The sequence below is a fragment of the Sphingobium xenophagum NBRC 107872 genome (genome assembly GCF_000367345.1).
Taxonomy (GTDB): Bacteria; Pseudomonadota; Alphaproteobacteria; order Sphingomonadales; family Sphingomonadaceae; genus Sphingobium; species Sphingobium xenophagum.
Map to the genome: position 1 here is coordinate 239,658 of NZ_BARE01000001.1, position 22,275 is coordinate 261,932.

25 protein-coding genes and 1 tRNA gene are annotated in these 22,275 nt (G+C 63.6%); 10 read left to right on the forward strand and 16 right to left on the reverse strand.

Going from position 1 to position 22,275, the window contains the following annotated elements; genetic code table 11:
- Positions 1-13: 13 nt before the first annotated feature.
- The 5 genes from SX1_RS01270 to SX1_RS01290 all read right to left on the reverse strand — a co-directional run bounded on the left by SX1_RS01270 (position 14) and on the right by SX1_RS01290 (position 2,503).
- Positions 14-90 (reverse strand) — tRNA-Arg (locus SX1_RS01270).
- Positions 91-126: 36 nt separating this feature from the next.
- Positions 127-612, reverse strand: coding sequence for a DUF1178 family protein (locus tag SX1_RS01275; RefSeq protein WP_019051589.1), 486 nt, complete (start codon positions 610-612; stop codon positions 127-129).
- Positions 609-1,439: a carbon-nitrogen hydrolase family protein gene (locus SX1_RS01280; protein WP_019051590.1), complete on the reverse strand. Its 831-nt coding sequence runs from the start codon at positions 1,437-1,439 to the stop codon at positions 609-611. The genes SX1_RS01275 and SX1_RS01280 overlap by 4 nt, the downstream gene beginning before the upstream one ends.
- 5 nt (positions 1,440-1,444) lie before the next feature.
- A complete protein-coding gene (gene grxC, locus SX1_RS01285; RefSeq protein ID WP_017181522.1) occupies positions 1,445-1,702 on the reverse strand; it encodes a glutaredoxin 3 in 258 nt (85 codons plus the stop codon).
- 51 nt (positions 1,703-1,753) lie between these two features.
- Positions 1,754-2,503, reverse strand: a complete 750-nt coding sequence (locus SX1_RS01290) for a ComF family protein (protein WP_019051591.1) — start codon at positions 2,501-2,503, stop codon at positions 1,754-1,756.
- 41 nt (positions 2,504-2,544) lie between these two features.
- Here SX1_RS01290 and SX1_RS01295 point away from each other — a divergent pair, with 41 nt between their 5' ends.
- Complete coding sequence (locus SX1_RS01295; protein WP_019051592.1) at positions 2,545-3,399, forward strand: class I SAM-dependent methyltransferase; 855 nt, start codon at positions 2,545-2,547, stop codon at positions 3,397-3,399.
- A gap of 310 nt (positions 3,400-3,709) precedes the next feature.
- On the opposite strand, the gene SX1_RS01300 is transcribed toward SX1_RS01295, so the two are convergent.
- Entirely contained in the window at positions 3,710-4,576 is an 867-nt protein-coding gene (locus SX1_RS01300; RefSeq protein WP_019051593.1) for a metallophosphoesterase family protein, read from the reverse strand.
- 68 nt (positions 4,577-4,644) lie between these two features.
- On the opposite strand from SX1_RS01300, the gene SX1_RS01305 reads away from it, so the two are divergent.
- Positions 4,645-5,553, forward strand: coding sequence for a diacylglycerol/lipid kinase family protein (locus tag SX1_RS01305; RefSeq protein WP_019051594.1), 909 nt, complete (start codon positions 4,645-4,647; stop codon positions 5,551-5,553).
- Here SX1_RS01305 and SX1_RS01310 read toward each other — a convergent pair whose 3' ends face one another.
- The gene (locus SX1_RS01310; protein WP_026149393.1) at positions 5,554-6,711 is read right to left on the reverse strand and encodes a GNAT family N-acetyltransferase; all 1,158 of its coding nucleotides are present in this window, start codon (positions 6,709-6,711) and stop codon (positions 5,554-5,556) included. It abuts the gene before it with no gap.
- Positions 6,712-6,855: 144 nt separating this feature from the next.
- Between SX1_RS01310 and SX1_RS01315 the strand changes: the two genes are divergently transcribed.
- Positions 6,856-7,923 carry a fatty acid desaturase family protein gene (locus SX1_RS01315; RefSeq protein ID WP_026149394.1) on the forward strand — a complete coding sequence of 356 codons (1,068 nt, stop codon included), beginning with the start codon at positions 6,856-6,858 and terminating at the stop codon, positions 7,921-7,923.
- 1 nt (position 7,924) lies between these two features.
- Here SX1_RS01315 and lptG read toward each other — a convergent pair whose 3' ends face one another.
- Both lptG and lptF read right to left on the reverse strand, forming a co-directional pair.
- The gene (lptG, locus tag SX1_RS01320) at positions 7,925-9,025 is read right to left on the reverse strand and encodes an LPS export ABC transporter permease LptG (protein ID WP_017181530.1); all 1,101 of its coding nucleotides are present in this window, start codon (positions 9,023-9,025) and stop codon (positions 7,925-7,927) included.
- 3 nt (positions 9,026-9,028) lie between these two features.
- Positions 9,029-10,240 (reverse strand): LPS export ABC transporter permease LptF, encoded by a 1,212-nt coding sequence (lptF, locus tag SX1_RS01325; protein WP_017181531.1) that lies wholly within the window; start codon positions 10,238-10,240, stop codon positions 9,029-9,031.
- A gap of 128 nt (positions 10,241-10,368) precedes the next feature.
- Here lptF and SX1_RS01330 point away from each other — a divergent pair, with 128 nt between their 5' ends.
- The 3 genes from SX1_RS01330 (at position 10,369) to SX1_RS24125 (ending at position 12,420) form a co-directional block, all read left to right on the forward strand.
- Entirely contained in the window at positions 10,369-10,863 is a 495-nt protein-coding gene (locus tag SX1_RS01330) for a DUF2141 domain-containing protein (RefSeq protein ID WP_017181532.1), read from the forward strand.
- Positions 10,864-10,872: 9 nt separating this feature from the next.
- Complete coding sequence (locus tag SX1_RS01335; protein WP_017181533.1) at positions 10,873-11,841, forward strand: diacylglycerol/lipid kinase family protein; 969 nt, start codon at positions 10,873-10,875, stop codon at positions 11,839-11,841.
- Between the two features lie 123 nt (positions 11,842-11,964).
- Positions 11,965-12,420, forward strand: coding sequence for a hypothetical protein (locus tag SX1_RS24125; RefSeq protein WP_026149395.1), 456 nt, complete (start codon positions 11,965-11,967; stop codon positions 12,418-12,420).
- A gap of 96 nt (positions 12,421-12,516) precedes the next feature.
- Here SX1_RS24125 and xth read toward each other — a convergent pair whose 3' ends face one another.
- From xth to SX1_RS01370, 6 genes are all read right to left on the reverse strand, one after another.
- The gene (gene xth / locus SX1_RS01345; RefSeq protein ID WP_019051599.1) at positions 12,517-13,290 is read right to left on the reverse strand and encodes an exodeoxyribonuclease III; all 774 of its coding nucleotides are present in this window, start codon (positions 13,288-13,290) and stop codon (positions 12,517-12,519) included.
- Positions 13,291-13,425: 135 nt separating this feature from the next.
- Positions 13,426-13,752, reverse strand: a complete 327-nt coding sequence (erpA, locus tag SX1_RS01350; RefSeq protein WP_017181536.1) for an iron-sulfur cluster insertion protein ErpA — start codon at positions 13,750-13,752, stop codon at positions 13,426-13,428.
- An 80-nt stretch (positions 13,753-13,832) separates the two neighbouring features.
- Positions 13,833-14,546 (reverse strand): M23 family metallopeptidase, encoded by a 714-nt coding sequence (locus SX1_RS01355; RefSeq protein ID WP_019051600.1) that lies wholly within the window; start codon positions 14,544-14,546, stop codon positions 13,833-13,835.
- 121 nt (positions 14,547-14,667) lie between these two features.
- Complete coding sequence (locus SX1_RS01360; RefSeq protein ID WP_019051601.1) at positions 14,668-15,468, reverse strand: ferritin-like domain-containing protein; 801 nt, start codon at positions 15,466-15,468, stop codon at positions 14,668-14,670.
- Positions 15,465-15,926, reverse strand: coding sequence for a thioredoxin-dependent thiol peroxidase (bcp, locus tag SX1_RS01365; protein ID WP_019051602.1), 462 nt, complete (start codon positions 15,924-15,926; stop codon positions 15,465-15,467). Before bcp ends, SX1_RS01360 begins: the two co-directional genes overlap by 4 nt.
- Positions 15,926-18,616: a bifunctional [glutamine synthetase] adenylyltransferase/[glutamine synthetase]-adenylyl-L-tyrosine phosphorylase gene (locus SX1_RS01370; RefSeq protein ID WP_019051603.1), complete on the reverse strand. Its 2,691-nt coding sequence runs from the start codon at positions 18,614-18,616 to the stop codon at positions 15,926-15,928. The genes bcp and SX1_RS01370 overlap by 1 nt, the downstream gene beginning before the upstream one ends.
- Positions 18,617-18,712: 96 nt before the next feature.
- Here SX1_RS01370 and SX1_RS01375 point away from each other — a divergent pair, with 96 nt between their 5' ends.
- Together SX1_RS01375 and SX1_RS01380 are read left to right on the forward strand one after the other, a co-directional pair.
- Positions 18,713-18,910 (forward strand): hypothetical protein, encoded by a 198-nt coding sequence (locus SX1_RS01375; RefSeq protein ID WP_019051604.1) that lies wholly within the window; start codon positions 18,713-18,715, stop codon positions 18,908-18,910.
- Positions 18,911-18,985: 75 nt separating this feature from the next.
- Positions 18,986-19,333 carry a hypothetical protein gene (locus tag SX1_RS01380; RefSeq protein ID WP_019051605.1) on the forward strand — a complete coding sequence of 116 codons (348 nt, stop codon included), beginning with the start codon at positions 18,986-18,988 and terminating at the stop codon, positions 19,331-19,333.
- A gap of 2 nt (positions 19,334-19,335) precedes the next feature.
- Here the strand turns inward: SX1_RS01380 and ypfJ are convergent, their stop codons facing one another.
- Positions 19,336-20,208 carry a KPN_02809 family neutral zinc metallopeptidase gene (ypfJ, locus tag SX1_RS01385; RefSeq protein ID WP_026149396.1) on the reverse strand — a complete coding sequence of 291 codons (873 nt, stop codon included), beginning with the start codon at positions 20,206-20,208 and terminating at the stop codon, positions 19,336-19,338.
- A gap of 146 nt (positions 20,209-20,354) precedes the next feature.
- Here ypfJ and SX1_RS01390 point away from each other — a divergent pair, with 146 nt between their 5' ends.
- Positions 20,355-21,530: a patatin-like phospholipase family protein gene (locus SX1_RS01390; RefSeq protein ID WP_017181544.1), complete on the forward strand. Its 1,176-nt coding sequence runs from the start codon at positions 20,355-20,357 to the stop codon at positions 21,528-21,530.
- On the forward strand, positions 21,527-22,275 hold a 749-nt coding region (locus SX1_RS01395), incomplete at its 3' end, for a 3-hydroxybutyrate dehydrogenase (protein WP_019051607.1). The genes SX1_RS01390 and SX1_RS01395, both read left to right, overlap by 4 nt.

Here is a 22,275-nt window from a genome sequence, read left to right on the forward strand (position 1 = left end):
TATATGTGAAAAGTGGTGCACCCGACGGGATTCGAACCCATGGCCCTCAGATTAGGAATCTGATGCTCTATCCTGCTGAGCTACGGGTGCCCATCGCTTGGCCTCTATTATGGGCAGACGACGCGGTCAATTCTTCGCTTCGGGGGGAATGACGGGAAAAGGCAGCGGCGCGACCGGCACGCCCTCTTCCATCAGCGCTTTCGCCTCTGCCGGGGCGACCTCGCCATGGATGCTGCCGCTGGCCTGTTCGCCATAATGCATGGCGCGCGCCTGTTCGGCAAAGCCGCGGCCGACCCAGGTGGACCCTTCCAGCAGCTTTTGCTGGGCCTGCGCAAGCGCTTCGACCATCGCGCGCATCTTGGCCGCGTCGCCCGTGCTGATCGCGACAGGGGCGTCGGGCGTGGGCGCGGCAGCATCCTGCACCACGACCGAGCGGCTATTACCCTTGGCCGCCACCGCGGGCGCCATCACCGCTTTGGTCACCTGCGGGTCGCCACATATCGGGCAGGCCAGAAGTCCGCGTTCCTGCTGGTCCGCATAGTCGGCGCTGGAACCGAACCAGGCTTCGAACACATGGCCCTGCGACTGGCATTTGAGGTCGAACACGATCACGAAATTTGCACTTCCTGCGCAATGGCACGGCGGTTGGCGATGGCGGGCACACGCGCCCGCACCTCCCCTAGCCGCGTCAGGTCGATATCGACAAGCCCCAGTCCCCCGGACTCCCCCATGTCGAGCAGCACCTCGCCCCATGGATCGACCACCAGGCTATGGCCATAGGTCACGCGACCGTCCGCATGCGCGCCGACCTGCGCCGTCGCAATGACGAAACAGCCCGCCTCGATCGCGCGGGCGCGCAGCAGCACATGCCAATGCGCCTGTCCGGTCGGCACGGTGAAGGCGGCCGGGGCCAGAAGGATCGTTGCCCCGGCATTGGTCAGCGCGCGATACAGGTCGGGAAAGCGCATGTCGTAGCAGATCGAAAAACCCATACGGCCCCAGGGCGTATCGGCAGCGACCACCTGTTCGCCCGGTCCATAGACCGACGATTCGCGCCAGCTTTCTCCCGTCGCCAGATCGACGTCGAACAGGTGGATCTTGTCATATTGCGCCCGGATCGCGCCGGTGTCGTCGATCAGGAAGCTGCGATTGGCCCAGCGACCGTCGGTACGCTCATCTTTCAGAGGCAGCGATCCGATATGAATCCACAGGCCCTCCCTGGCCGCCGCATCGCGCACGGCGGCCAGCACGGCATCATCGGCTTGGGATCGCAATGTGGCAGCAGCGCGCGCGCGGTCGCGGTCCAGATAGCCCGCCATTTCCGGGGTGAAGAGCATGTCCGCCCCCTCCCCCCTGGCCCGCGCCGCCATCGCCACGATGGCAGCGGCATTGGCGGCAGGATCAATGCCGCTGGTCATCTGGAACAGCGCGGCGCGCATCGTGGTCACAACCCCAGCAGCGGGTCGAGCTTGCCCTGCCGGTTCAGCGCCGCCATGTCGTCGCTACCACCGATATGCTGTCCGTCGATGAAGATTTGCGGCACGGTGCTGCCGCCCCGGCTGCGTTCCAGCATCTCGGCGCGTTTCGGCCCGCCCATCGTGATGTCATATTCCTCGAACGCGACACCCTTGTCGTTCAGCAGTGCCTTGGCCCGCGCGCAATAGCCGCAAAACGCCTTGGTATAGATTTCGACCTTTGCCATCTGTCCGTCGTTGCTCCTTATTCCCTGAAATTGGGGCTTTGCTCCGCATTGTCAATCAGCGCTTTCGCGTGGCAAGGCCCGCGCCCAGCACAGCAACCGCACCTCGCCAGCCCCGCCGCGCTTGAGAATATGGGTGCAGGCCGCCGCCGTCGCGCCGCTGGTATGAACGTCGTCGATCAGCAGGATGCGTCGTCCCGTCATCCCATGCCCGGCCGCCAGCGCAAAGGCGCCGCGCACCGCCCTTGCCCGTTGCCCCGGATGCATGCCGCGCAAGGGCGCCGTCCGCTTGACCCGCAGCAGACCATGTTTGTCCACCGCCAGCCCGGTCAGTCGCCCCAGATGATCCGCGATCAGCGCCGACTGGTTGAACCCCCGCCCCCATAATCGCCAACGATGCAGCGGCACCGGCACGATCAGCGGCGGATCTTCGCCGGTCGCGGGCACATGGCGCAACATCTGCCGCGCGACCAGCCGGGCAAGGCCGATGCGCCGCCCATATTTCAACCGCAGCGCGACCGTGCGCGCGACATCGCCATAGGCCAGCACCGCCCGCGCGCTGTCGAAGGGCGGCGGATCGGCCAGACAGGCACCGCACTCCGCGCCCTCCCCCATGTCATGCGGAAAGGGTGTGCCGCAGCGCGCGCAACAGGGTTCGCCCAAAAATTCCATGCCGTCCCAGCAGGACAGGCAGAAACCATGATCTTCCCCCACGATCACGCCGCAACCGGGACAGCGCGGCGGCAATGTATAATCAAGCGCGGGGCGGATCGCGCTCTTGAGAAGCGGCAGGAAAGGCATCATCTGCCTTGTCCCCCCTTCCCGCCCGTTGCACAAGGCCCGGCATGAGCAGCCCCGACATATTCGACCGTTCCCTGCGCAGCATCCGGCGGGACCGGATGCTGGCCGATTTTGCGACCCATGACTTTCTCTATCGCGCCATGCTGGACGAACTGCTCGACCGGCTGGGCGATGTGCAGCGCGACCTGCCCGAAGCCTTGGTGATCGGCTGCCCGGACGGCAGCGCCAGGGCCGCTCTGGAAGCGATGGGCAAGCGGGTCGCCTGCATCGACCCCGGCTTCCGCGCCGCCCGTGCCGGCAATGGGGTGCAGGGGGATGAGGACGCCCTGCCCTTTGCCGACAATAGTTTCGATCTGGTCATCGCCTGCGGCACGCTCGACAGCGTCAATGACCTGCCCGGCGCGCTGATCCTGATGCGGCGGGTGCTGCGGCCGGACGGGCTGATGCTGGCGGCCTTCACCGGCGCTGGCAGCCTGCCGCGATTGCGCGCCGCGCTGATGGCGGGCGAAGGCGACCGGCCGGGCCAGCATATCTACCCGCAGGTCGATGTGCGATCGGCAGGCGACCTGCTCAGCCGCGCGGGCTTTGCGATGCCGGTGGCCGATGGCGAAACGCTGACGATCCGCTATGGTGATCTGCTGCGGCTGATGCATGACCTGCGCGGCATGGGCGCGGGCAACGTGCTGACGGCGCGCGCCCCCGCGCTGCGTCGGGACGCGCTTGTCGCCGCCGCGCGCCATTTTGCCGATGCAGCCGACCCGGATGGCCGGACGGCGGAGCAGATGGCGATCCTCTATCTGTCAGGCTGGAAACCCGACCCCAGCCAGGCCGCCCCGGCCCGACGCGGCAGCGCGACAGTATCGCTGGCGGAGGCGCTGAAGGGGAAGGATCATGCGTGAGCCGTCGGCTGTCCTACAAGGATAGCCCATGCTAAAAAGCCGCACCTGCCTGGTTCCAGTAGCCGCTTGTCCAGACTCTCACACTATTGGTGATCATGCGCTTTGCAAACCCGGTACAAAACCATCCTCCCCTGCAAGGGGAGGGGGACCGCCGCGTAGCGGTGGTGGAGGGGTGTCGCCCTATCCACGGCGCGATACCCCTCCGTCCGGCCTGCGGCCAGCCAGAAAGTATTGACGTAATATTATTACCAAATTCAGTTCGTAAATGTCTCGATTGCCGGGAAATATGCGAAGTTAAGCCCCGCAAATCCTATTCGTCCGGCAAAGCCCCAACGACGGGCGCATCGCGCATATCGTGTCCGGTCCAATCCTGCCCGTCGCGGACATATTCCACATGGCTCGCCCGGCGAAAGCCTGCGCCGTCCCAGACGATCACTTGCAACTCCATCGCATTGTTGCGCCGCACGTGCAGCCAGTTGAAGCTTTGCGGTTCGGCGTTGCGCAGCCGGGTCGATGTCGCGGTGCCGGCCTGGATGATCAACGCGCCGCCCGCCCGTTCCACCATCTTGCGCGCTGCCTGCGCATAGGTGCGGTGGAAATGGCCCGCCAGCGCCAGATGGACGCCCGCTTCGCATGCCGCCTGGACCGCGTCGTCATGCTGGCCGACCGCTTCGCTCAGTTCACCGCCCCGCCCGATCGGCATGGCGAACAGGGGATGGTGCGTCACCAATATGCGCGTCTTGCCGCTGGCGACCGGCGCGAAATAGTCCCGCAGCATGTCCATCTGGTCATGATTGATCCGCCCGTCCTTGATGGTCAGCGAGCGGGCGGTGTTGAGGCCAAGGATCGCGACTTCGTCATCCTCATACCAGGGGCACAGGTCGTGACTGATATAGCGTTTGTAGCGTTTGAGCGGAGCAGCGAAGCGCCGCACAACGTCATAGAGCGGAATGTCATGATTGCCGGGGATGACCAGTAATTTCAGCCCCGCCGCGCGCAGCCGGTTGAGCCATGCAGACGCCGCGCGGAACTGCTCGACCCGCGCGCGCTGGGTCAGGTCGCCGCTGATGATGACCAGGTCGGGCCGACGCTCCTCCAGCCAGGCTGTGGCGGCGTCGACTATGCGCGGATCGTGCGCGCCGAAATGAATGTCGGACAGATGAGCGATACGGGCCATGATCAGGTAACGATCCAGCGGGACATGGTTTCCCCGGAGCCTAACCCGCCTTCGCGAGTTGTTGTGGTATGATAACGAAATCCTCCAATCGCCCCCTCCCGCGTCAGGCCGCGCTGATCGTCAACGCGCACAGCCGCAAGGGCGAAGCGCTCTTTGCGGAGGCGAAGGAAAAACTGGAGGAGGCGGGCATCGACCTGCTCGCCGCCCATGCAGTCAAAAACCCCGCACTGATGGAAGAAACCGTGGCAAAGGCGATTGCCGATGGCGCGCCGATGGTGATCGTGGGCGGCGGCGATGGCTCCATGTCCAGCACGGTCGACCAGTTTGTCGGCAAGGATTGCGTGTTCGCCGTCCTGCCGCTGGGCACCGCCAACAGCTTTGCGCGAACGCTGGGCCTGCCGCTCGATCTGGACGGCGCGATCGCGGCCATCGCCAACGGACGCCGACGCCGGGTGGACCTGGGCATGATCGACCAGGATTATTTCGTTAACGCCGCCTCGCTCGGCCTGTCGCCGATGATCGGCCGGACGGTGCCGCACAAGCTGAAACGCTATCTGGGGCGGATCGGCTATCTGCTATGGGCGATCAAATGTTCGGTCGGCTTCCGCGCCTTCCGCCTGATCATCGACGATGGCCAGCAGGAACGGCGGCTATGGTCGACCGAAGTACGCATCCTGAACGGCCCCTTTCATGGCGGGGTCGAACTGTCCGATCATGCCGACGTCGATAGCGGCGAAATCGTGGTCCAGGCGGTTGTCGGGCGCAGCAAGCCGCGGCTGGCGTGGGACTGGTACGCCAAATTCTTCAAGCTGCGCGATCGCGACGCCCATACGCAGGAATGGCATGGCAAGGCTTTCACCATCACCACCCGCCCGCGCCAGCGCATATCCATCGACGGCGAAGTGCTGGCGAAAACGCCGGTCGTGGCGCGGATTGCGGCAGGCGCGGTCGATGTCGCCGTGCCCGCCGATCCATGATCAGAGCGGCTTTTCGTACAGCTGATAGACTTTGTTGACCTTGCTGTTGATCGCCTGCGCAATGGCGTTCATGCCCTGATTGTCATCCAGAACCCAGCCAATCTCGCCACGCGTCGCGCCATAATGGGCGATCGCTTCCAGCCTTATCGCCTCGATCATCATGAAGGCCAGCTGGCTGGCCAGCCGGGACGATTGCAGCCGTTGCAGCACGCCCATCAGCGGCACCCGCATTGTGCGGACCTTGGGCTTGCGCAGCCACCAGAGAAGCTTGGCCCAGCCAAAGGGAAACAGCGCGCCGTTGAGCGGCTTGATCGCCTCGTTAAGGTCGGGCAGCGTCATCATGAAGGCGACCGGCTCACCGTCCAGTTCGGCGATCATGATCAGATCTTCGAACACGATGGGTTTCAGCTTCTTGCCGGTATGCGCGATTTCCGCATCGGTGATCGGCACGAAGCCCCAGTTTCGGCCCCAGGCATCGTTCAGGATGTTGAGGATGATCGCCGCCTCCGCATCGAATTTCGACTTGTCGACCTTGCGAATGCGGATGCGCTCGTTTTTCTGGCCCGAAGCGACGATGCGCTGGATCAGCGGGGGGAAATTCTGGGTGATGTCCAGCTCAAAACAGTTGAGCGTCTTGACCGGCTGATACCCTGCCCCCTCGACCATCGCCTGATAGGTCGGGCTGTTATGCCCCATCATGACCGTTGGCGGATGGTCATGCCCGGCGATCAGCAGGCCAGGCTCCTCCCAGATCGACAGCGAGATCGGGCCGACCACGCGGGTCATGCCCTGTTGACGCAGCCATTGCTCGGCCTGCGCGATCAGCGCCGCGCCAATCGCATCATCTTCCGCCTCCAACAGGCCGAAATTGCCGGTCCCTGCCCCCATGCCCTGTTCCGGCGGCATCGACAGCGCCAGTTCGTCATAATGGGCCGAAATGCGGCCAACGACACGGCCGTTGCGGCGAGCCAGGAAATATTGCGCCTTGGCATGTTCGAAAAAGGGATTTTTGCCGGGCGTCAGCAATTCGTACATTTCCGCCTTCAGTGGCGGCACCCAATTGGGGTCCGTGGCGTAAATCGACCAGGGCAGGTCGATAAAGGCCTTGAGGTCGCCCTTGCCCGAAACGGGCGTAATCACCAGATCAGAATGTGCCACGGCTGCCGCTTTCACCAAAAGATGGCAGCAGTTCGCCGCTTGTTTGCGGATTGTCAATCACAGCCCGCCGCCAGCCCGCTATTGGGCGGATAATGTCATCGTGCTGCCACGATGTCAGCGCATTTGGAGATTAGGACGCCTGCCATGACTATGCATGATCCCATCCTTGCCGCCGCGCAGCGCGCCCGTGCGACCATTCCCGATGACGTGGCGATGCTGCGTGCGGCGGCCGAACTGACGCGCGACCTGTCCACCGCCAATCCGCGCATCTACTGGCCCGACATGCTGGCGTCCGCGCTGATCGGCTGGGGTGCGCTGGCGGGTGCTATCCTGATCGACAACGTGCCGCTGGCCCTTGCCTGCGCGGTTATTGCGATGCTGGCGCTGTATCGGGCGGCCAGCTTCATCCACGAACTCACCCATATCCGCGCCGGCGCGCTGCCCGGTTTCCGCGCCGCGTGGAACCTGATCGTGGGCATTCCGCTGATGATCCCGTCCTTCATGTATGAAGGCGTCCATACCCAGCATCACGCCCGCACCCGCTACGGCACGGCGGAAGATCCGGAATATCTGCCGCTGGCGCTCATGAAGCCCTGGTCGCTGCCGCTGTTCATCCTCGTCGCCGCGCTGGCGCCGGTCGGCCTTATCCTGCGCTTTGCTGTGCTGACGCCATTGTCGCTGATCATCCCGCCGCTCCGCGCGAAGATGATCGGTGAACTGTCCGCGCTGTCGATCAATCCGGCCTATCGCCGCCGCAAGCCCGAAGGGGCCTTCGCCCGCATGTGGGCGTGGCAGGAGGCTGGCGCGTCCTTGTTCGCGCTGGCGCTGGTCGGCAGCGTGTTCCTGTTCGGGTGGAAGCCGTTGCTGGTCTATATGGCCGTCCATTCGGCGATGACCGTCATCAACCAGCTGCGCACCCTGGTCGCGCATTTGTGGGAGAATGAAGGCGAACCGATGACCGTGACGGCGCAATATCTCGATTCGGTCAATGTACCCCCGCCCGGCAGCCTGCCTGCGCTGTGGGCGCCGGTCGGCCTGCGCTATCATGCGTTGCACCACCTGCTGCCCAGCGTGCCCTATCACAATCTGGCCGCCGCGCACCGCAAGCTGGTGGCGACGCTGGACCCGCAATCGCCCTATCATCGCGGCAATTATCGCGGGATGATACCGCTGGTCGGCAAGATCGCCCGCAGCACCATGGGGGCGCGCTAGGCTATTCCTCCGTCCTGAACAGCACAGTCTCACCGACCAGCAGGAACAGCAGGAAGGGCGCCCAGGCCGCCAGAAACGGCGGATAAGCGCCCAGGCTGCCCATTGCGAGCGAGAAATTGTCGGCGACGAAATAGGCAAAGCCCAGCGCCATGCCCATCACTGCGCGCACGAACAACTGGCCCGATCGCGCCAGCCCGAACGCCGCGACCGACCCCAATATCGGCATCAGCAGGGCCGAAAGCGGGCCGGACAGCTTGTGCCACAAATTGGCCTCCAACTCCGCCGTGGGCCGCCCGGCATCATGCAGGTCGGAAATCGCGGCCTGAAGCTGGCTGAAGGTCAGGGCATCGGGATCGACCTTGGCCAGGGTGAACTGGTCGGGGCGAATGTCGCGGCCAAAACGCACCGTGCCGACATTGGTCACGGTGCCGCGCGCCACGTCGAACTGGCGCGCCTCTTCCAGCACCCAGCTCTTGTCCGCCGCGTCATAATGGCCGCGCGGCGCCTGGATGATGGTCGTCAGGCTGTTGTTGATGCGGTTGAAAATCTCCACCTTGCGCAACTGCACCTGCGTACCGCGCCCGGCGACGATCGCCGCGTTGACCAGATTATTGCCGTCGCGCACCCAGGGGTTGCTTTTGACCCCGCTATCGCGCGGGATCGGGCCGTAATCGACCGCTTGCCAGGCACTGAGCGCCGCGGTGGACCGGGCGACGATCCGGTCGTTGAAGGCATAGCTGATGATCGCCACGCCCAGCGCGGACACCACAAGCGGGGCCAATATCTGGTGCGCGGACAGGCCCGCCGCCTTCATCGAGATGATCTCGCTATTCTGGTTCAGCGTCGCCAGCATCACCAGCGTGCCGAGCAGCACCGAAAAAGGCAGGAAGCGCGCCACGATCTGCGGCACGCGCAGGCCGACATAATGCCACAATTGCGCGTCGCCATTGCCGGGATAGGCAAGGATGTCGCCTGACTGGCCCAGCAGGTCGAGCGTCTGTAGCACCAGCACCAGCAGCGCCAGAACCGCCAGCGTCCGCGTAAGGAACAGGCGCGCCATGTACCAGCTGATCTGGCGCGAGGGGAAGAAAGCAAATTGCATGGGTCAGGCGGCTCCTTCCGCCGCAGGCGGGCGTCGACGGCCCAGCCGCAACAGGCGCACGATCTGCTTGCCCACCTTGGCAAAGGCGACTTCCAGCGCGCCGATCGGCTGCCCGCCGGGGCGGTGCGCAATGACATGATACATCCAGAAGATCAGGCCCGCCGTCAGCAGAAATGGTCCCCATAGCGCGATGATCGGATCAACCTTGCCCAGCGCGCCCACGCTTTCGCCATATTGGTTGACCTTGTGATAGGTCACGATGAAGATGATCGACAGGAACACGCCCAGCGCCGATGTCGACCGCTTGGGCGGGATCGCAAAGGCGAGCGCGGCCAGCGGCAACAGCATCATCATCACCACTTCCACCATGCGGAAATGGAAATTGGCGCGCACTTCGTTGCGCAATTTGTCCGGGGTGGCCGGATCGCGACCAATCACGATCAGTTCGGGGATCGTCTTTTCCCGGTCGACGTCGCGCCCGCGGAAATTTTCGATCTGCGGCAGGTCGATCGGCAGGTCGTGGCTGGAAAAGGACAGGATTCGCGGCGTCTTATATTTGGGCGCGTCGTTGACCAGAACGCCGTCGCGCAGGCGGAAGATGATCGTGTCGGGATCGTCCGTCGCCAGGAACATGCCCTGCGCCGCCGTGACCGCGACAGATTGTCCGTCCCGGCTGACCGCGCGGACGAAAATCCCCTGCAGATTGCGCCCACCGTCCAGGCTGCGTTCGATCCGCATCGTCATCCGCTTGCCCAGATTGGTGAACTCGCCGACCTTGATCGACGCGCCCAGCGCACCCGACCGCAATTCGAATCGCAGCGCTTCATAGGCGTGGCGGGACAGCGGCTGGACGAAGCCGACAATGCCGAAATTAAGCAGCGCGAGCGCGATCGCATACATGTACGGCACCCGCAGCAGCCGCCCGTAGGACAGGCCTACTCCGCGCATCACGTCCAGTTCCGACGACAGCGCCAGCTTGCGAAAGGCCAGCAGGATGCCAAGCATAAGGCCGATGGGAATGCCGAGCGAGAGATATTCGGGCAGCATGTTCGCCAGCATCCGCCACACGACGCTGACCGGCCCGCCTTCCGCCGCGACGAAATCGAACAGGCTGAGCATCTTGTCCAGCACCAGCAGCATCGCGGCGATCACAAGCGTACCCAGCATGGGCACCGCGATCAGGCGGGCAAGATAACGATCGGTGGCGGTCAGCATTCTCTAAGTCGTCGTCCCATCACCATGTTTTGGCCGCAAACCCATTCCATATTGGAATCAGGAAAATAGCGGGGCGAACAGGGGCTGCCGTCCGACCCGATCGGGCGGCTATAGCTTCCAGGAGTCTAATGGTCATGGTAAAAGTTGCAGTGGGTCTGATGTCGGTGGCAGCGATGATCGCAGCTATCCCGGCAATGGCCCATGGTCAGGTCATTCCCAACGATCTGGAACGTTGCGGCGGCAGCCGGAACGGCCCGGCCGTATTGGTCGACGTGCGCGGCTTTGCGGCGGAAACCGGCAAGGTGCGCGTCCAATCCTACCCCGCCACCAAATCCGCCTGGTTGAGCAAGGGCGAATGGCTCAATCGTATCGACATTCCGGTTCGCCCGTCCAATGGCACGATGCGCTTTTGCATGCCGGTGCCGCAACCGGGCAAATATGGCATCGCCGTGCGTCATGATCGCGATGGCAATGGCAAGACCGACATCAGCCGCGACGGCGGCGGTTTTTCCAACAATCCGTCGATCAACATCTTCAATCTGGGCAAGCCCGGCGTCGAAAAGGCCGCTTTCTATGCCGGTCCCGGCGTGACGAAAATCACCATCACCCTCAAATATATGTGATCAAAAGCCATGGTCTGCGTCGCGCTCCTGTCCAATCCCAAGTCCACGGGCAACCGCCAGACCCTGCCGCGCGTTCGCAGCTATTGCGCCAGCAACCCGGACATCTTCCATTATGAAGTGGAGCATGTCGACCAGATCGGCCGCGCGCTCCAGACGATTGCCCGCGTCGATCCCGTCGTCATTGTCATCAATGGCGGCGACGGTACGGTGCAGGCGGCGCTGACCGAGCTTTACCAGGGCGAACATTTCAAGGGCCGGGTGCCGCCGATCGCCGTGCTGCCCAATGGCAAGACCAACCTGATCGCGCTCGACCTTGGCATTCATGGCGATCCCATCAAGGCGCTGGAACGAATCGTCGCGCTGGCCAAGGCTGGCGTTGACGACCATGTCGTCGCGCGCGAACTGATCGCCCTGTCGGACGGGCAGGTCGGCAGCCGCCCGGTGCTGGGCATGTTTTTGGGCGGCGCGGGGCTGGCCGATTACATGCTCTATTGCCGCAACCAGATCTATCCGCTGGGCCTGTCCAACGGCCTCAGCCATTTCCTGACGGCGATGGCGGTGCTGGTTTCCCTGATTTTCGGCATCCGCGCCAAATTCCTGCCGCCATCCAGCAAGCCGGTCAGCATATCCCTGATCCGCGACGGGCAACTGGCCGGTCGATTCTCCGTGCTGATCGTCACCACGCTGGAACGACTGCTGCTCGGCGTCCAGCCGGGCGACAGTCGCCGGGGCAATATGAAGCTGATGGCGGTGGAGCAGAGCTTGCCAGCCCTGCTGCGCCTGATCTTTGCAAGCCTCTTCAAGCGCGTGGGCAAGAGCCAGATGCAGGGCATCCATCTGGAACAGGGCGACACCATCCGGATCGAGGGCAATCACAGCAGCGTCATTCTGGACGGCGAACTGTTCGAAGCGTCGGAGGGCAAGCCGATCGTGCTGCGATCGACCCAGCCGGTGCCGTTCCTGCGGCTGGCGGCGTAGGGAAGAAGCGACCTTTTGTTGCCGATCACGAAACCGCCAACGTTAGTCCGAAGCTGCCGTCCTTGCCGTAGTCCGAGAATGTCATGTAAGCGGGCATTATAATTTTGATGCAGGATCGCCGCCATGGCTAAAGGTTTTTCTTCAATCAACCTTACCATGTGCAGCACGATCATCATGGCCCTGACTTCTTGTAATGTGCAAGAGCCCGAAAGCCCGTCCAATGCATTAGAGGGCAGCGTTACCGCGAACGGTCTAACCTACGAGATAATAAGCGGTAACGATTTAAGAAACACGATCGCTGAACACAAATTGGTTCGAATACCAAATATTCACGATTTAGCTTATCGCCAGTTCTACAAAAACCGACAAGCCATAAGAGACTGTAACGGGACGTGCTATGGCGTCTGGATGATCGATAAAAATAGACTTTGCGAACAGTATGATCGCGAAACCGAGGTGCAATGTGTGTTCATTTTACGGCGCGAACAAGAATATTATGAGAGCTATAGTTTAGATAGGCTGAGTGAATACATAACCCGCCTGGAAATAACCCCGATCAATTATCATAACGGGCGGTAAGACGTTCCTGATATAGTGATGTCTTCACGCCTGAAACCGCTTCCGCTCTGCTTTCCCGGAAGCGGCCATTACACTCACCTCCCAAACCGCTCTTCCTCAGCCCCGCAATTCCACCCAGGTCGGCGCATGGTCGCTGGCCTTCTCTCTGCCGCGAAAGGCCTTGTCGACCTGCGCGTCGACCAATCGGTCGGCGGCGGCGGGGCTGAGCAGCAGATGGTCGATGCGGAAGCCCGCGTCGCGGGGCCAGGCGTTCATCTGATAGTCCCAATAGGTCCACACCCCACCCGCGGGATGGCGGCTGCGTAGCGCGTCGGTCCAGCCATCGGCCAGCAGGCGGCGATAGGCAGCGCGGCTTTCGGGCTGCATCAGCGCGTCGTCCGCCATCGCCTTGACCGAATAGACATCATCGTCGCGCGGGATGACATTATAGTCGCCCGCCAGGATTGCGGGCACTTCCTCCGCCCAGATTTCCGCCGCACGGGCACGCAGGCGCTTCATCCAGCGCAGCTTGTAATCGAATTTGGGGCCGGGCTGCGGATTCCCGTTGGGCAGGTAGATGCTGGCGACGCGCACGCCCTTCACATCCGCTTCCAGATAGCGGCTATGCTCGTCCTCCGGCTCACCCTCCAGCCCGCGCCGCACTTCCACCGGGGTTTCGCCGCGCGCGAGGATGGCGACGCCGTTAAACCCCTTCTGCCCGTGCCAGATGACGCCATAGCCCGCCGCTTCTATATCCTTGGCCGGAAAGGTCTCGTCGGACGTCTTGATTTCCTGCAGGCAGGCAATGTCAGGCCGCGTTTCGTCCAGCCATTCCAGCAGGCGCGGCAGGCGCGCCTTGATGCCGTTGATGTTGAAGGTGGCGATGCGCATGACCTGACCCAATCCGTTTCGATTCCAATGTCGATGCCCCGCCCATAGCATGAAATGCGCTCCCGCGAAGGCGGGAGCCCCGTTCCGATGGCTGGACCGGACTCCCGCCTTCGCGGGAGCACGTCATGGATGAAATCAGACCGAAAAGCTTGTGCCGCAGCCGCAGCCAGCAGTGGCGTTGGGATTGGTCACCTTGAACGCCGCGCCGCCAAGGTCGGAAACGAAATCGACCGCCGACCCGCGCACCAGGTCCAGGCTGACGTCATCCACCACCAGCGTCACCCCGTCGCGCTCGACCGCCAGGTCATCCGCCTCGACCGCATCGGCCAGGCCGAAGCGATATTGGAAGCCGGAGCAGCCGCCCCCCTCCACCGCCAGCCGCAGGATCGCAGGCTTGCCCTGCTTGGCAGCGATCGCGGCAACACGGGCAGCGGCAGATGAGGTGAGATCAATATCGGTCATGATAGCCTAGATAGGATGACGCAAAAGGCCCGGCAACCCATAGGGTACCGGGCCTTTTGCGAAAGTCGATAAAAGCGCGATCAGTCGATGCTCTTTTCCTGCGCCTTGGTCGGGCCGCCCATGGCGACCGGGGGCTTGTTGTTCATCGCCACCAGATAGTCGGTGCCAGCGACGAAGGGCAGCGGGTTGATCGCGGCGCCGTCGACACGGACTTCATAATGGAGGTGGCTGCCGGTCGAGCGGCCGGTCGATCCCATCAGGCCGATGATCTGGCCGCGCTTGACGAAGCTGTTGGCGGGCACCAGCAGCTTGGACATATGGCCATAGCGCGTTTCCATGCCATTGCCATGAGAGATCTGGACGAGATTGCCATAGCCGCTGGCCCAGCCAGCACGGTTGACGATGCCGTCGGCGGTCGCGTGGATCGGCGTGCCGACAGGACCGGGAATATCGATGCCCTTGTGCATCCGGGCGCTGCCATTGAACGGATCGGACCGGACGCCGAAATTGGAGGTCAGCGCCAGTTTTTCGACCGGGCGGCCCGACGGGATATAGGCAGCGGTCTTGGCATTGCCATCAAGGCGTTGAAGGCTGGAGAAGAGGTTGGAAAAACCGACATCCTGCGGCCCAAGGGCGCTGGTGTTGATTTCCGACGCATCACCATAGGGATCGTCAGTTTCCGTCGCATTGGCCGATGCAGCGGCGCAGAGCGCGCCTGCAATACCGAGTCCTGCGAAAATCTTTGTCGCCTTTACGGCAGATTGGAACAAACGCGCACCACGAGTATTGATCATATGACGTTCAAACATGCCGACCCCGACTATGTCACCGGAGGCTTATGCCCCTCGGCGCTTCCCGTGTTACTTTTTGGCGACCTGGATCGCCCCCGCTGTTAGGCAGACTGCAAATCGGCGGTCATGTTGCAAGCGCGGCGTAGAATTCTAGCGTCAAACCGGCCTGCCGACGCGCTGAGTCGTTGAACGGTGGCTTAACCGAACCACGAAAATGCCTTTTCACAAGCATTTGGTAATGATTTGGGGCGGACAGGCCCAATCGGTTCGTCGCCGCAAGAAACCATGTCGTCCCCGCGGCGACATGGCGAATCTCATCCGCCATGATACGGCGGAGGGACTTTGCCGACACAAAGTCGCCCGCCCCTTCGAACCGCTCGACCGTCGCTGGCGTGATGTCGAGGGCGCGCGCTTCCAGCACCATCGGGACGATGGCGAGCCGGGCGAGAACGTCGTGCGCCGTCTCCTCCGCCGCCTGCCACAGCCCGTCATGGGCGGGGAGCGCGCCATAATGGCTGCCGCACTGGCGCAGCCGCCGGTCGAGCAGCGCGAAATGCATCGCTTCTTCAGCACCGACCTGCATCCACTGGTCGACAAAGGCAGGCGGGAACTGATCGCCGAAACGACCGATCAGGTCGAACGCAAGGTCGATCGCGACAAATTCGATATGGGCGAGCGCGTGGAGCATGGCGATGCGTGATCGCGCCGACCCCATCTTGCCGCGCCGGGGCATCTGGCCAGGATGCAGCAGGACGGGCGCGTCCGGGCGCGCGGGCTGATCGGGCATCGCCCCATCGAAGCAGTGCGCCAGCCGTCCCAGCCGCCACGCCCGCGCGACGGCGCGCGCAGCCATCACCTTGGCATGGGGATCAGCGGTCAGCAGGACATGGCGGCATGCCGCCCCGACACTATCGGGCAGGGTCAAAGCGCCCTCGCCGCCTCCAGCACCTCGGCGGCATGCCCCTTGACCTTCACCTTGGGCCAGACCCGCGCGACAACGCCGTCCGCACCGATCAGGAAGGTCGCCCGCTCGATCCCCATATATTTGCGGCCATAGAGCGACTTTTCGACCCATGTCCCGAACGCCTCGCAGGCATCGCCCGGCTCGTCCGACGCCAATGTGACCGTCAGGCCATATTTGTCGGCGAATTTCTTGAGCTTGGCGGGCTTGTCCTTCGACACGCCGACCACCGGCACACCCAGCGCGGCAAAATCGCTGGCCAGTTCGGTGAAATCCTTGGCCTCATTGGTGCAGCCGGGCGTGTCGGCCTTGGGATAGAAATAGACCACGACCGGCTTGCCCCGATAGCGGGCAAGGGTGAAATCCGCGCCATCAGCATCCTTGAGCGCGACGTCGGGCGCGCTGTCGCCTTGAACCAGCATCACATATCCTCCTGATAGGGCGCGGCGAGCGCGGCCCAGGCTTGGGCTATGCTTTGCCGCGCCTTGGCATAGCTTTCAAGCAACCTGTCCCAATGTTCAGCGCCGCAGGCGCGGGCGACCAGCGGGCGCGTCGCTTCGGGCGGTTCGGTGGAAGAAGGCGACACTAACCTCGACACAATCAAATAGCGCGTGATGAGCGCATGGGCCTCGATCAGATCGGCAGGCAGATGACCCGCCTCCACCAGCATGGCCAGCGCCTTGCCCAGATCGGGGTCGAACGCCATGCCGTGGCGGAATTGATTGATGTGGATCAGAAATTCCAGATCAACCAGACCACCCGGCACCAATTTGACGTCCAGTTCGCTGGCTGGTGGCTTATGGGTTGCGATGTCGCCGCGCATCTTGACGGCCTCTCGCTGTAGATCATTGATATTACGCTCTTTTTCTAATGTTTCCGTCAGAATCGCAGCCAACGTCTTGCGGGCCTTGGCCGATCCGAATATCGGCCGCGCCCGCGTCAGCGCCAGATGCTCCCAAGCCCACGCCTCTTCGCGCTGATATTTGGCGAAACTGTCGAAACTGACCGCCAGCAGGCCCTGCGCGCCGGATGGGCGGAGCCGCGTATCGACCTCATAGAGCGGGCCGGACGCGGTATGGACCGACAGGGCGTTGACGATGCGCTGCGCCAGCCGGTTGAAATATTGGGTCGCGCCGAGAGGCCTCCGACCATCGGATTCGGCGCGGAAATCGCCGGTGAACAGGAAGATGACATCCAGGTCCGATGCATGGGTCAACACCCCGCCCCCCAGCCGCCCCAGCGCCAGAATGACGATCTCGCCCCCTGGCACCCGGCCATGTGCAGCCTCGAACTCCGCAACCGTCCCAGCCGCCAATGCCTCGATCGCGGCCTCCGCCACCCGGCCATAGCCGCGCCCGGCCTCCAGCGGATCGCCGCCCCTGATGATCTGCGCGCCCAGCGCGAAACGGCGATCGCCCACGCGCTGGCGCACCCGGTCGAGCAAGGCCTGATAATCCTCGCCCGGCTCCAGCGCGGCCAGTTGCCCGGCCAATATATCGACCGGCGGCGGCGGGTCGAAGGCCGTGGCGTCGATCAGGCCGTCGATCAGTTCCGCCCGCCGCGCCAGCGCATCGGCCAGCGTCGGCGCATGGCTCAATATCTCCGCCAGCAGCGCGACCAGCGCAGGCCGCGCGGCGAGCAGCTTGAAGAAATTGATCGCACTGGGCAGTCGTCCGATCATGTCGTCCAGCCGGTTGAGCGCGCGCGACGGATCGGGCGCGGTCGCCAGCGCGCGCATCAGGCCGGGCAGCAGGCTTTCCAGCGCTTCGCGTGAGGGACCGCTGCGCAGCACCCGCACCTTGCCCGCGCGCCAGTGGGCGATCCGCGCCATCGCCGTTTCAGGATCGGCAAAGCCCATCTCGACCAGTTGCCCGGCCAGCAGCGCCTCATCCTGCGACAGGGAGGCGTCATCCTGTTCGGGGCTGAGCCGGTCATAATTCTGCCCGACCCATTCGACCTGCGGCCGCAGCAGGTCCAGCAGCGCGTCGCCATCGGCCAAACCATGGAGCCGCGCGACATTGTCCATCGCTTCTGCCGATTTGGGCAGTTCGTGGGTCTGCAAATCCTCCACCATCTGAAGCCGGTGCTCGATGGTGCGGAACAGGACGTAAGCCTCGTCCAGCCGTGCCACGACGTCAGGCTCGATCAACCCCGCCTGCGCCAGCGCCGCCAATGCCTGCCGCGTATTGCCCGATCGCAGCGCCGGGTCGCGACCGCCATGGATCAACTGGTGAACCTGCGCGAAAAATTCGACTTCGCGGATGCCACCCCGCCCCCGTTTCAGGTCAAATCCCGTCCCGAACGCCTGCCCCTGCGCATAATGGTCGCGAATCCGGCGGCTGATGTCGACGATCGCGTCGATCGCGCTGAAATCCAGATGCCGCCGCCAGACGAAGGGGCGAATCTGGCGCAGGAAATAGTCGCCCAGCGCCATGTCCCCAGCCGCCGCGCGCGACCGGATGAAGGCCGCCTGTTCCCACCCCAGGGCGGTCGATTCATAATAGCCGATCGCCGCTTCCACCGGCAGGGCGATCGGCGTCGCTTCGGGCGAGGGACGCAGGCGCAGGTCAACCCGGAATACATAGCCGTCGCCATCGCGCGCAGTCAGCAATTCGCTCATCCGCCGCCCGATCCGAACCGCTGCATCGGCGGGATCTTCGCGCGGGCCGTGCGGCAGAGTGGCGGGATCGTAGAGCAGTATGGGGTCGATATCCGACGAATAGTTCAACTCGCGGCTGCCATGCTTGCCCAGCGCCAGCACGACGAACCCTTTATGCTCGGCATCGGGATAGCGTTCGGCCATGGCGGCGGCCAGCGCTTCCTCCACGGCGGTATCGGCGAAATCGGACAGGGTGCGCGTCACCCGGTCCAGCCCCCATGCCCCGGACAGATCGGCAGCCGCCGTCACCAGCGCGATCCCCGTGCGCCGCCGCCGCAAGGACCGGGCGACGCCATCCTCCGGCTGGCCAAGCGCCTGCGCCACAGCCATAGCCGCGTCCATGTCTCCGGTCGCCAGCGCCGCCGCCACTTCAGGGTAGCGATCCAGCGCGCGCGTCAGAAAGGGCGAATGGCCGCGTATCCGCGCCAATGTTTCGGGCCAGTCCGTCACCATCGTCTCTCCCCTTGCGCCGGGCCTGCTGTCGCGCGCTATCGCTTGGGCTTGCGACGAATGCCAGAAACTTTTGCCTGCGACGTCCGTTCTACTGACATGGAAATGCAGCGCAAATCGTCCGGCCGATCGGCACCGGGTCGCCAAGGCGACAAGGGGCGGGTTGTGACTGTCGCGCTTCCCCTGCCCTATGAGGGCGTTGGCAATGCGCTGCGCTCCACCTACGCGCCGCCGCGCGACGCGCTGCCTGACGATATGACCGCCCTGCTGGCCCGACTCGATGTGTTCAGCCGGTAAAGCGCTGATCGGCACAGCTATTTATTTACCGATTTTGGATATTGTCGCCCGGTCGATCAGCAAGAAGTCCAGGCGATGATATACCGCAATTTTGCCATCTGCACGGTGATCGCAGCACCCTTGGTCGTGCTGGCGGTGCAGGACGTGTTGCCCAGGCGTCCCGAATCCTCTCTATCGCAGCCCGCCATAATCGGCACGTCGCCACCGCCGTCCGTCACCGTGCCCGTAGCCCAACCGGCCGTCCCGCCACCCCCGCCAGCGGATGCGCCAGCCTTTGGCCAGCCGATGGCCGGAGCGGGGCAACCGATGCTCGCCCCCGGCGCTGGCCTGCCGGAAACGAGCGCCGCGCCAACGGACGCAAACGGCCAGATGTACGACCCGGAGGCAGATCAGGCCGAATCAACCGACGATCAAGGACAATAGGCTCAGAGCGATCCGTTGAACGTGTCGCACTGGGCCGGATCGCCGGTCGACAAGCCCTTGCGCAGCCAGGCCATGCGCTGGGCGCTGCTGCCATGGGTAAAGCTTTCGGGCACTGGACGACGTCCCGCCGCCTTTTGCAGCGTGTCGTCGCCAATCGCCTCTGCCGCGCGCATCCCTTCTTCCAGGTCGCCCGCTTCCATCAGATTGGTGTCGCGCGCCGCCCACACCCCGGCATAGCAATCCGCCTGCAATTCCATCTTCACTTGCAGCGCATTGCCCTCCGCCTCCGATGCGCGCTGCGGCGCCCTGCGAATCCGGTCCGCCTCGCCCGTGATAGTCTGGATGTGATGGCCCACTTCATGGGCGATGATATAGCCGATCGGGAAATCGCCCGGCGCGTTGAACCGCGTCTCCATTTCCTTGAAGAAATCGGTGTCGATATAGATGCGCTGGTCGGCGGGGCAGTAGAATGGCCCCATCGCCGCCTGCGCCGCGCCGCAGCCTGACTGGCCGTTCTGACTGTAGAATACCAGCGTCGGCGGCGGATAGCTTTGTCCTTCCGCCCTGAAAATCTCGTCCCAGCGGCGCTCGGTCGATCCCAGCACTTTGAGCGACGTGCGCTGAATGTCGGTCAGTTCGGTCGTCGCAGGGCGCTGCGTCTGCACAGGCTGGCCGCCCCCGCCGCCGCCGATCAGGCTCAATGGGTTCATACCCATGACCATCATGATGATCAGCGCCACGACAATGCCGCCGCACCCGAATCTGCTGCCGATCAGCGGCAGGAGCATCCCCAGCCCGCCACCAAAGCCGCCACCGCCGCCCCGGCCGTCCTGCACCTCGAAATGACTGCTTTCCTGTTCGTCGTCGAGACGCATGACGCCCTCCCTGTTCAGGCCTGTGCCTAGCCGATTCACCGGATGCTGCAAACCGCCGGAATGGCCAGAGGGTTGCGGGCAAAGCAAATTTTATCTGGCGACATAAAGTTGGATTGCCGTTCGCAAAGCCTATATTGCACTGCATCATGGATATTCAGCCAAAGCCCCTCCGCCGTGCCCGCACGCCTTTGCCCCTCCCCCGCGAAGTCGCGCTCCTGCTTCAGGGGGGCGGCGCGCTGGGTTCCTTCCAGTCTGGCGTCTATGAACGGCTGGACGAACTGGGGGTCGATGTCAGCTGGGTTGCGGGCATATCGATCGGCGCGGTCAACGCCGCGATCATCGCGGGCAACCCGCCGCACCGGCGGATCAGCCGCCTCAAGAAATTCTGGTACACCGTATCGGGCGGGATGCCCAATATCCTGCTGCCCGACATCGACCATATCCGCGAGATCGCGCATCTGGCCGCCGCAGGGACGGTCGCGACCTTCGGCGTGCCGGGCATGTTCCGCCCGCGCCTGTGGCCCGCGACGATGATGCCCGAAGGATCGGCCGGCGCGATCAGCTTTTACGACAGCGCGCCGCTGAAAGACACGCTGGACGCCTGTATCGACTGGGACTTGCTGAATGACGGGCCAGTGCGGCTTTCGGTTGGCGCGGTCGATGTGGAAACGGGCAATTTCGCCTATTGGGACACGCGCGGGCCGGGCGGCAACACCCGGATCGACGCGCGCCACATCATGGCGTCGGGCGCGCTGCCGCCTGGCCTGCCGCCGGTCGAGATTGACGGGCGCTGGTATTGGGATGGCGGTATCGTATCCAATACGCCGCTGGCCCATGTGCTGGACCATCAGACAGAAGACATGCTGGTGTTTCAGGTCGATCTGTTCCCCGCCGAAGGGCCGATGCCGCGGCAGATGACCGACGTCTATTCGCGGACCAAGGACATTCAATATAGCAGCCGTACCCGGCAGGTGACGGACCAGTATCTGCGGCTGCGGCGCGAACATGGCACGATCCGCGCCCTGCTCGACAAACTGCCCGAAGAGCTGCGGAACGATGCGGATGCGCAGCAGTTGCGTCAATATGTCGAAACCGGATCGATCAACATCGTCCACCTCATCTACCGCAGCCGCAACTGGGAAAGCGGCGCGAAGGATTTCGAATTTTCCCGCGCCACGATGCTGGACCATTGGAGCCAGGGCCGCGACGCGGTGGAAGAAGTGATGCACAAGGGCGATCTGATCGCCCGCAACATATTGGATGGCAAGAGCGCCACGTTTGACCTCGACCGTCCCGATCATCTCAAGGAGAAAAAGGCATGAGCAAGTCCCTCGCTGGCAAGACCGCTTTGATCACCGGATCAACATCCGGCATCGGCCTCGCTTATGCCAAGGCACTGGCTGGCGAAGGCGCGAATGTCGTCATCAACGGCTTTGGCGACAAGGACGCGATTGAAAAGGAGCGGTTGGGCTTGGAGGAACTGAGTGGGGCCAAGGCGCTCTATAGCGGCCATGACCTGACCAAGCAGGAAGAGATTGAGGCCATGATGGCGGAGGCCGCCGCTACCTTTGGCGGGGTCGACATTCTCATCAACAATGCCGGAACCCAGCATGTCGCCCCGGTCGAGGATTTCCCGGTCGACAAGTGGAACCTGATCATCGCGCTCAATCTGACCAGCGCATTCCATACGACGCGGCTGGCCGTCCCCTATATGAAGAGCAAGAAATGGGGCCGGATCATCCAGACCGCCAGCGCGCATTCGCTGACCGCGTCCCCGTTCAAAAGCGCCTATGTGACCGCCAAGCATGGCCTGGCAGGCTTTACCAAGACCGTGGCGCTGGAAGTCGCGACCTGCGGCATTACCGCCAACTGCATTTCGCCCGGCTATGTCTGGACGCCGCTGGTTGAAAACCAGATCCCCGACACGATGAAGGCGCGCGGCATGACGCGCGAGCAGGTCATGAACGATGTGCTGCTGGCGGGCCAGCCGACCAAGCAGTTCGTGACGGTCGAACAGGTCGCCGCCATGGCGCTGTTCCTGTGCAGCGACGCCGCCGCCAATATGGC

Bases quoted from the DNA above. Each gene is read 5' to 3' on its own strand.
- SX1_RS01290 (WP_019051591.1), bottom strand. From the start codon at position 2,503: ATGATGCCTTTCCTGCCGCTTCTCAAGAGCGCGATCCGCCCCGCGCTT.
- SX1_RS01390 (WP_017181544.1), top strand. From the start codon at position 20,355: ATGGATATTCAGCCAAAGCCCCTCCGCCGTGCCCGCACGCCTTTGCCC.
- SX1_RS01370 (WP_019051603.1), bottom strand. From the start codon at position 18,616: ATGGTGACGGACTGGCCCGAAACATTGGCGCGGATACGCGGCCATTCG.
- SX1_RS01280 (WP_019051590.1), bottom strand. From the start codon at position 1,439: ATGCGCGCCGCGCTGTTCCAGATGACCAGCGGCATTGATCCTGCCGCC.
- ypfJ (WP_026149396.1), bottom strand. From the start codon at position 20,208: ATGCGTCTCGACGACGAACAGGAAAGCAGTCATTTCGAGGTGCAGGAC.
- SX1_RS01295 (WP_019051592.1), top strand. From the start codon at position 2,545: ATGAGCAGCCCCGACATATTCGACCGTTCCCTGCGCAGCATCCGGCGG.
- SX1_RS01305 (WP_019051594.1), top strand. From the start codon at position 4,645: ATGATAACGAAATCCTCCAATCGCCCCCTCCCGCGTCAGGCCGCGCTG.
- SX1_RS01355 (WP_019051600.1), bottom strand. From the start codon at position 14,546: ATGATCAATACTCGTGGTGCGCGTTTGTTCCAATCTGCCGTAAAGGCG.
- erpA (WP_017181536.1), bottom strand. From the start codon at position 13,752: ATGACCGATATTGATCTCACCTCATCTGCCGCTGCCCGTGTTGCCGCG.
- xth (WP_019051599.1), bottom strand. From the start codon at position 13,290: ATGCGCATCGCCACCTTCAACATCAACGGCATCAAGGCGCGCCTGCCG.
- lptF (WP_017181531.1), bottom strand. From the start codon at position 10,240: ATGCTGACCGCCACCGATCGTTATCTTGCCCGCCTGATCGCGGTGCCC.
- SX1_RS24125 (WP_026149395.1), top strand. From the start codon at position 11,965: ATGGCTAAAGGTTTTTCTTCAATCAACCTTACCATGTGCAGCACGATC.
- lptG (WP_017181530.1), bottom strand. From the start codon at position 9,025: ATGCAATTTGCTTTCTTCCCCTCGCGCCAGATCAGCTGGTACATGGCG.
- SX1_RS01375 (WP_019051604.1), top strand. From the start codon at position 18,713: ATGGAAATGCAGCGCAAATCGTCCGGCCGATCGGCACCGGGTCGCCAA.
- SX1_RS01315 (WP_026149394.1), top strand. From the start codon at position 6,856: ATGACTATGCATGATCCCATCCTTGCCGCCGCGCAGCGCGCCCGTGCG.
- SX1_RS01330 (WP_017181532.1), top strand. From the start codon at position 10,369: ATGGTCATGGTAAAAGTTGCAGTGGGTCTGATGTCGGTGGCAGCGATG.
- SX1_RS01335 (WP_017181533.1), top strand. From the start codon at position 10,873: ATGGTCTGCGTCGCGCTCCTGTCCAATCCCAAGTCCACGGGCAACCGC.
- bcp (WP_019051602.1), bottom strand. From the start codon at position 15,926: ATGCTGGTTCAAGGCGACAGCGCGCCCGACGTCGCGCTCAAGGATGCT.
- SX1_RS01380 (WP_019051605.1), top strand. From the start codon at position 18,986: ATGATATACCGCAATTTTGCCATCTGCACGGTGATCGCAGCACCCTTG.
- SX1_RS01300 (WP_019051593.1), bottom strand. From the start codon at position 4,576: ATGGCCCGTATCGCTCATCTGTCCGACATTCATTTCGGCGCGCACGAT.
- grxC (WP_017181522.1), bottom strand. From the start codon at position 1,702: ATGGCAAAGGTCGAAATCTATACCAAGGCGTTTTGCGGCTATTGCGCG.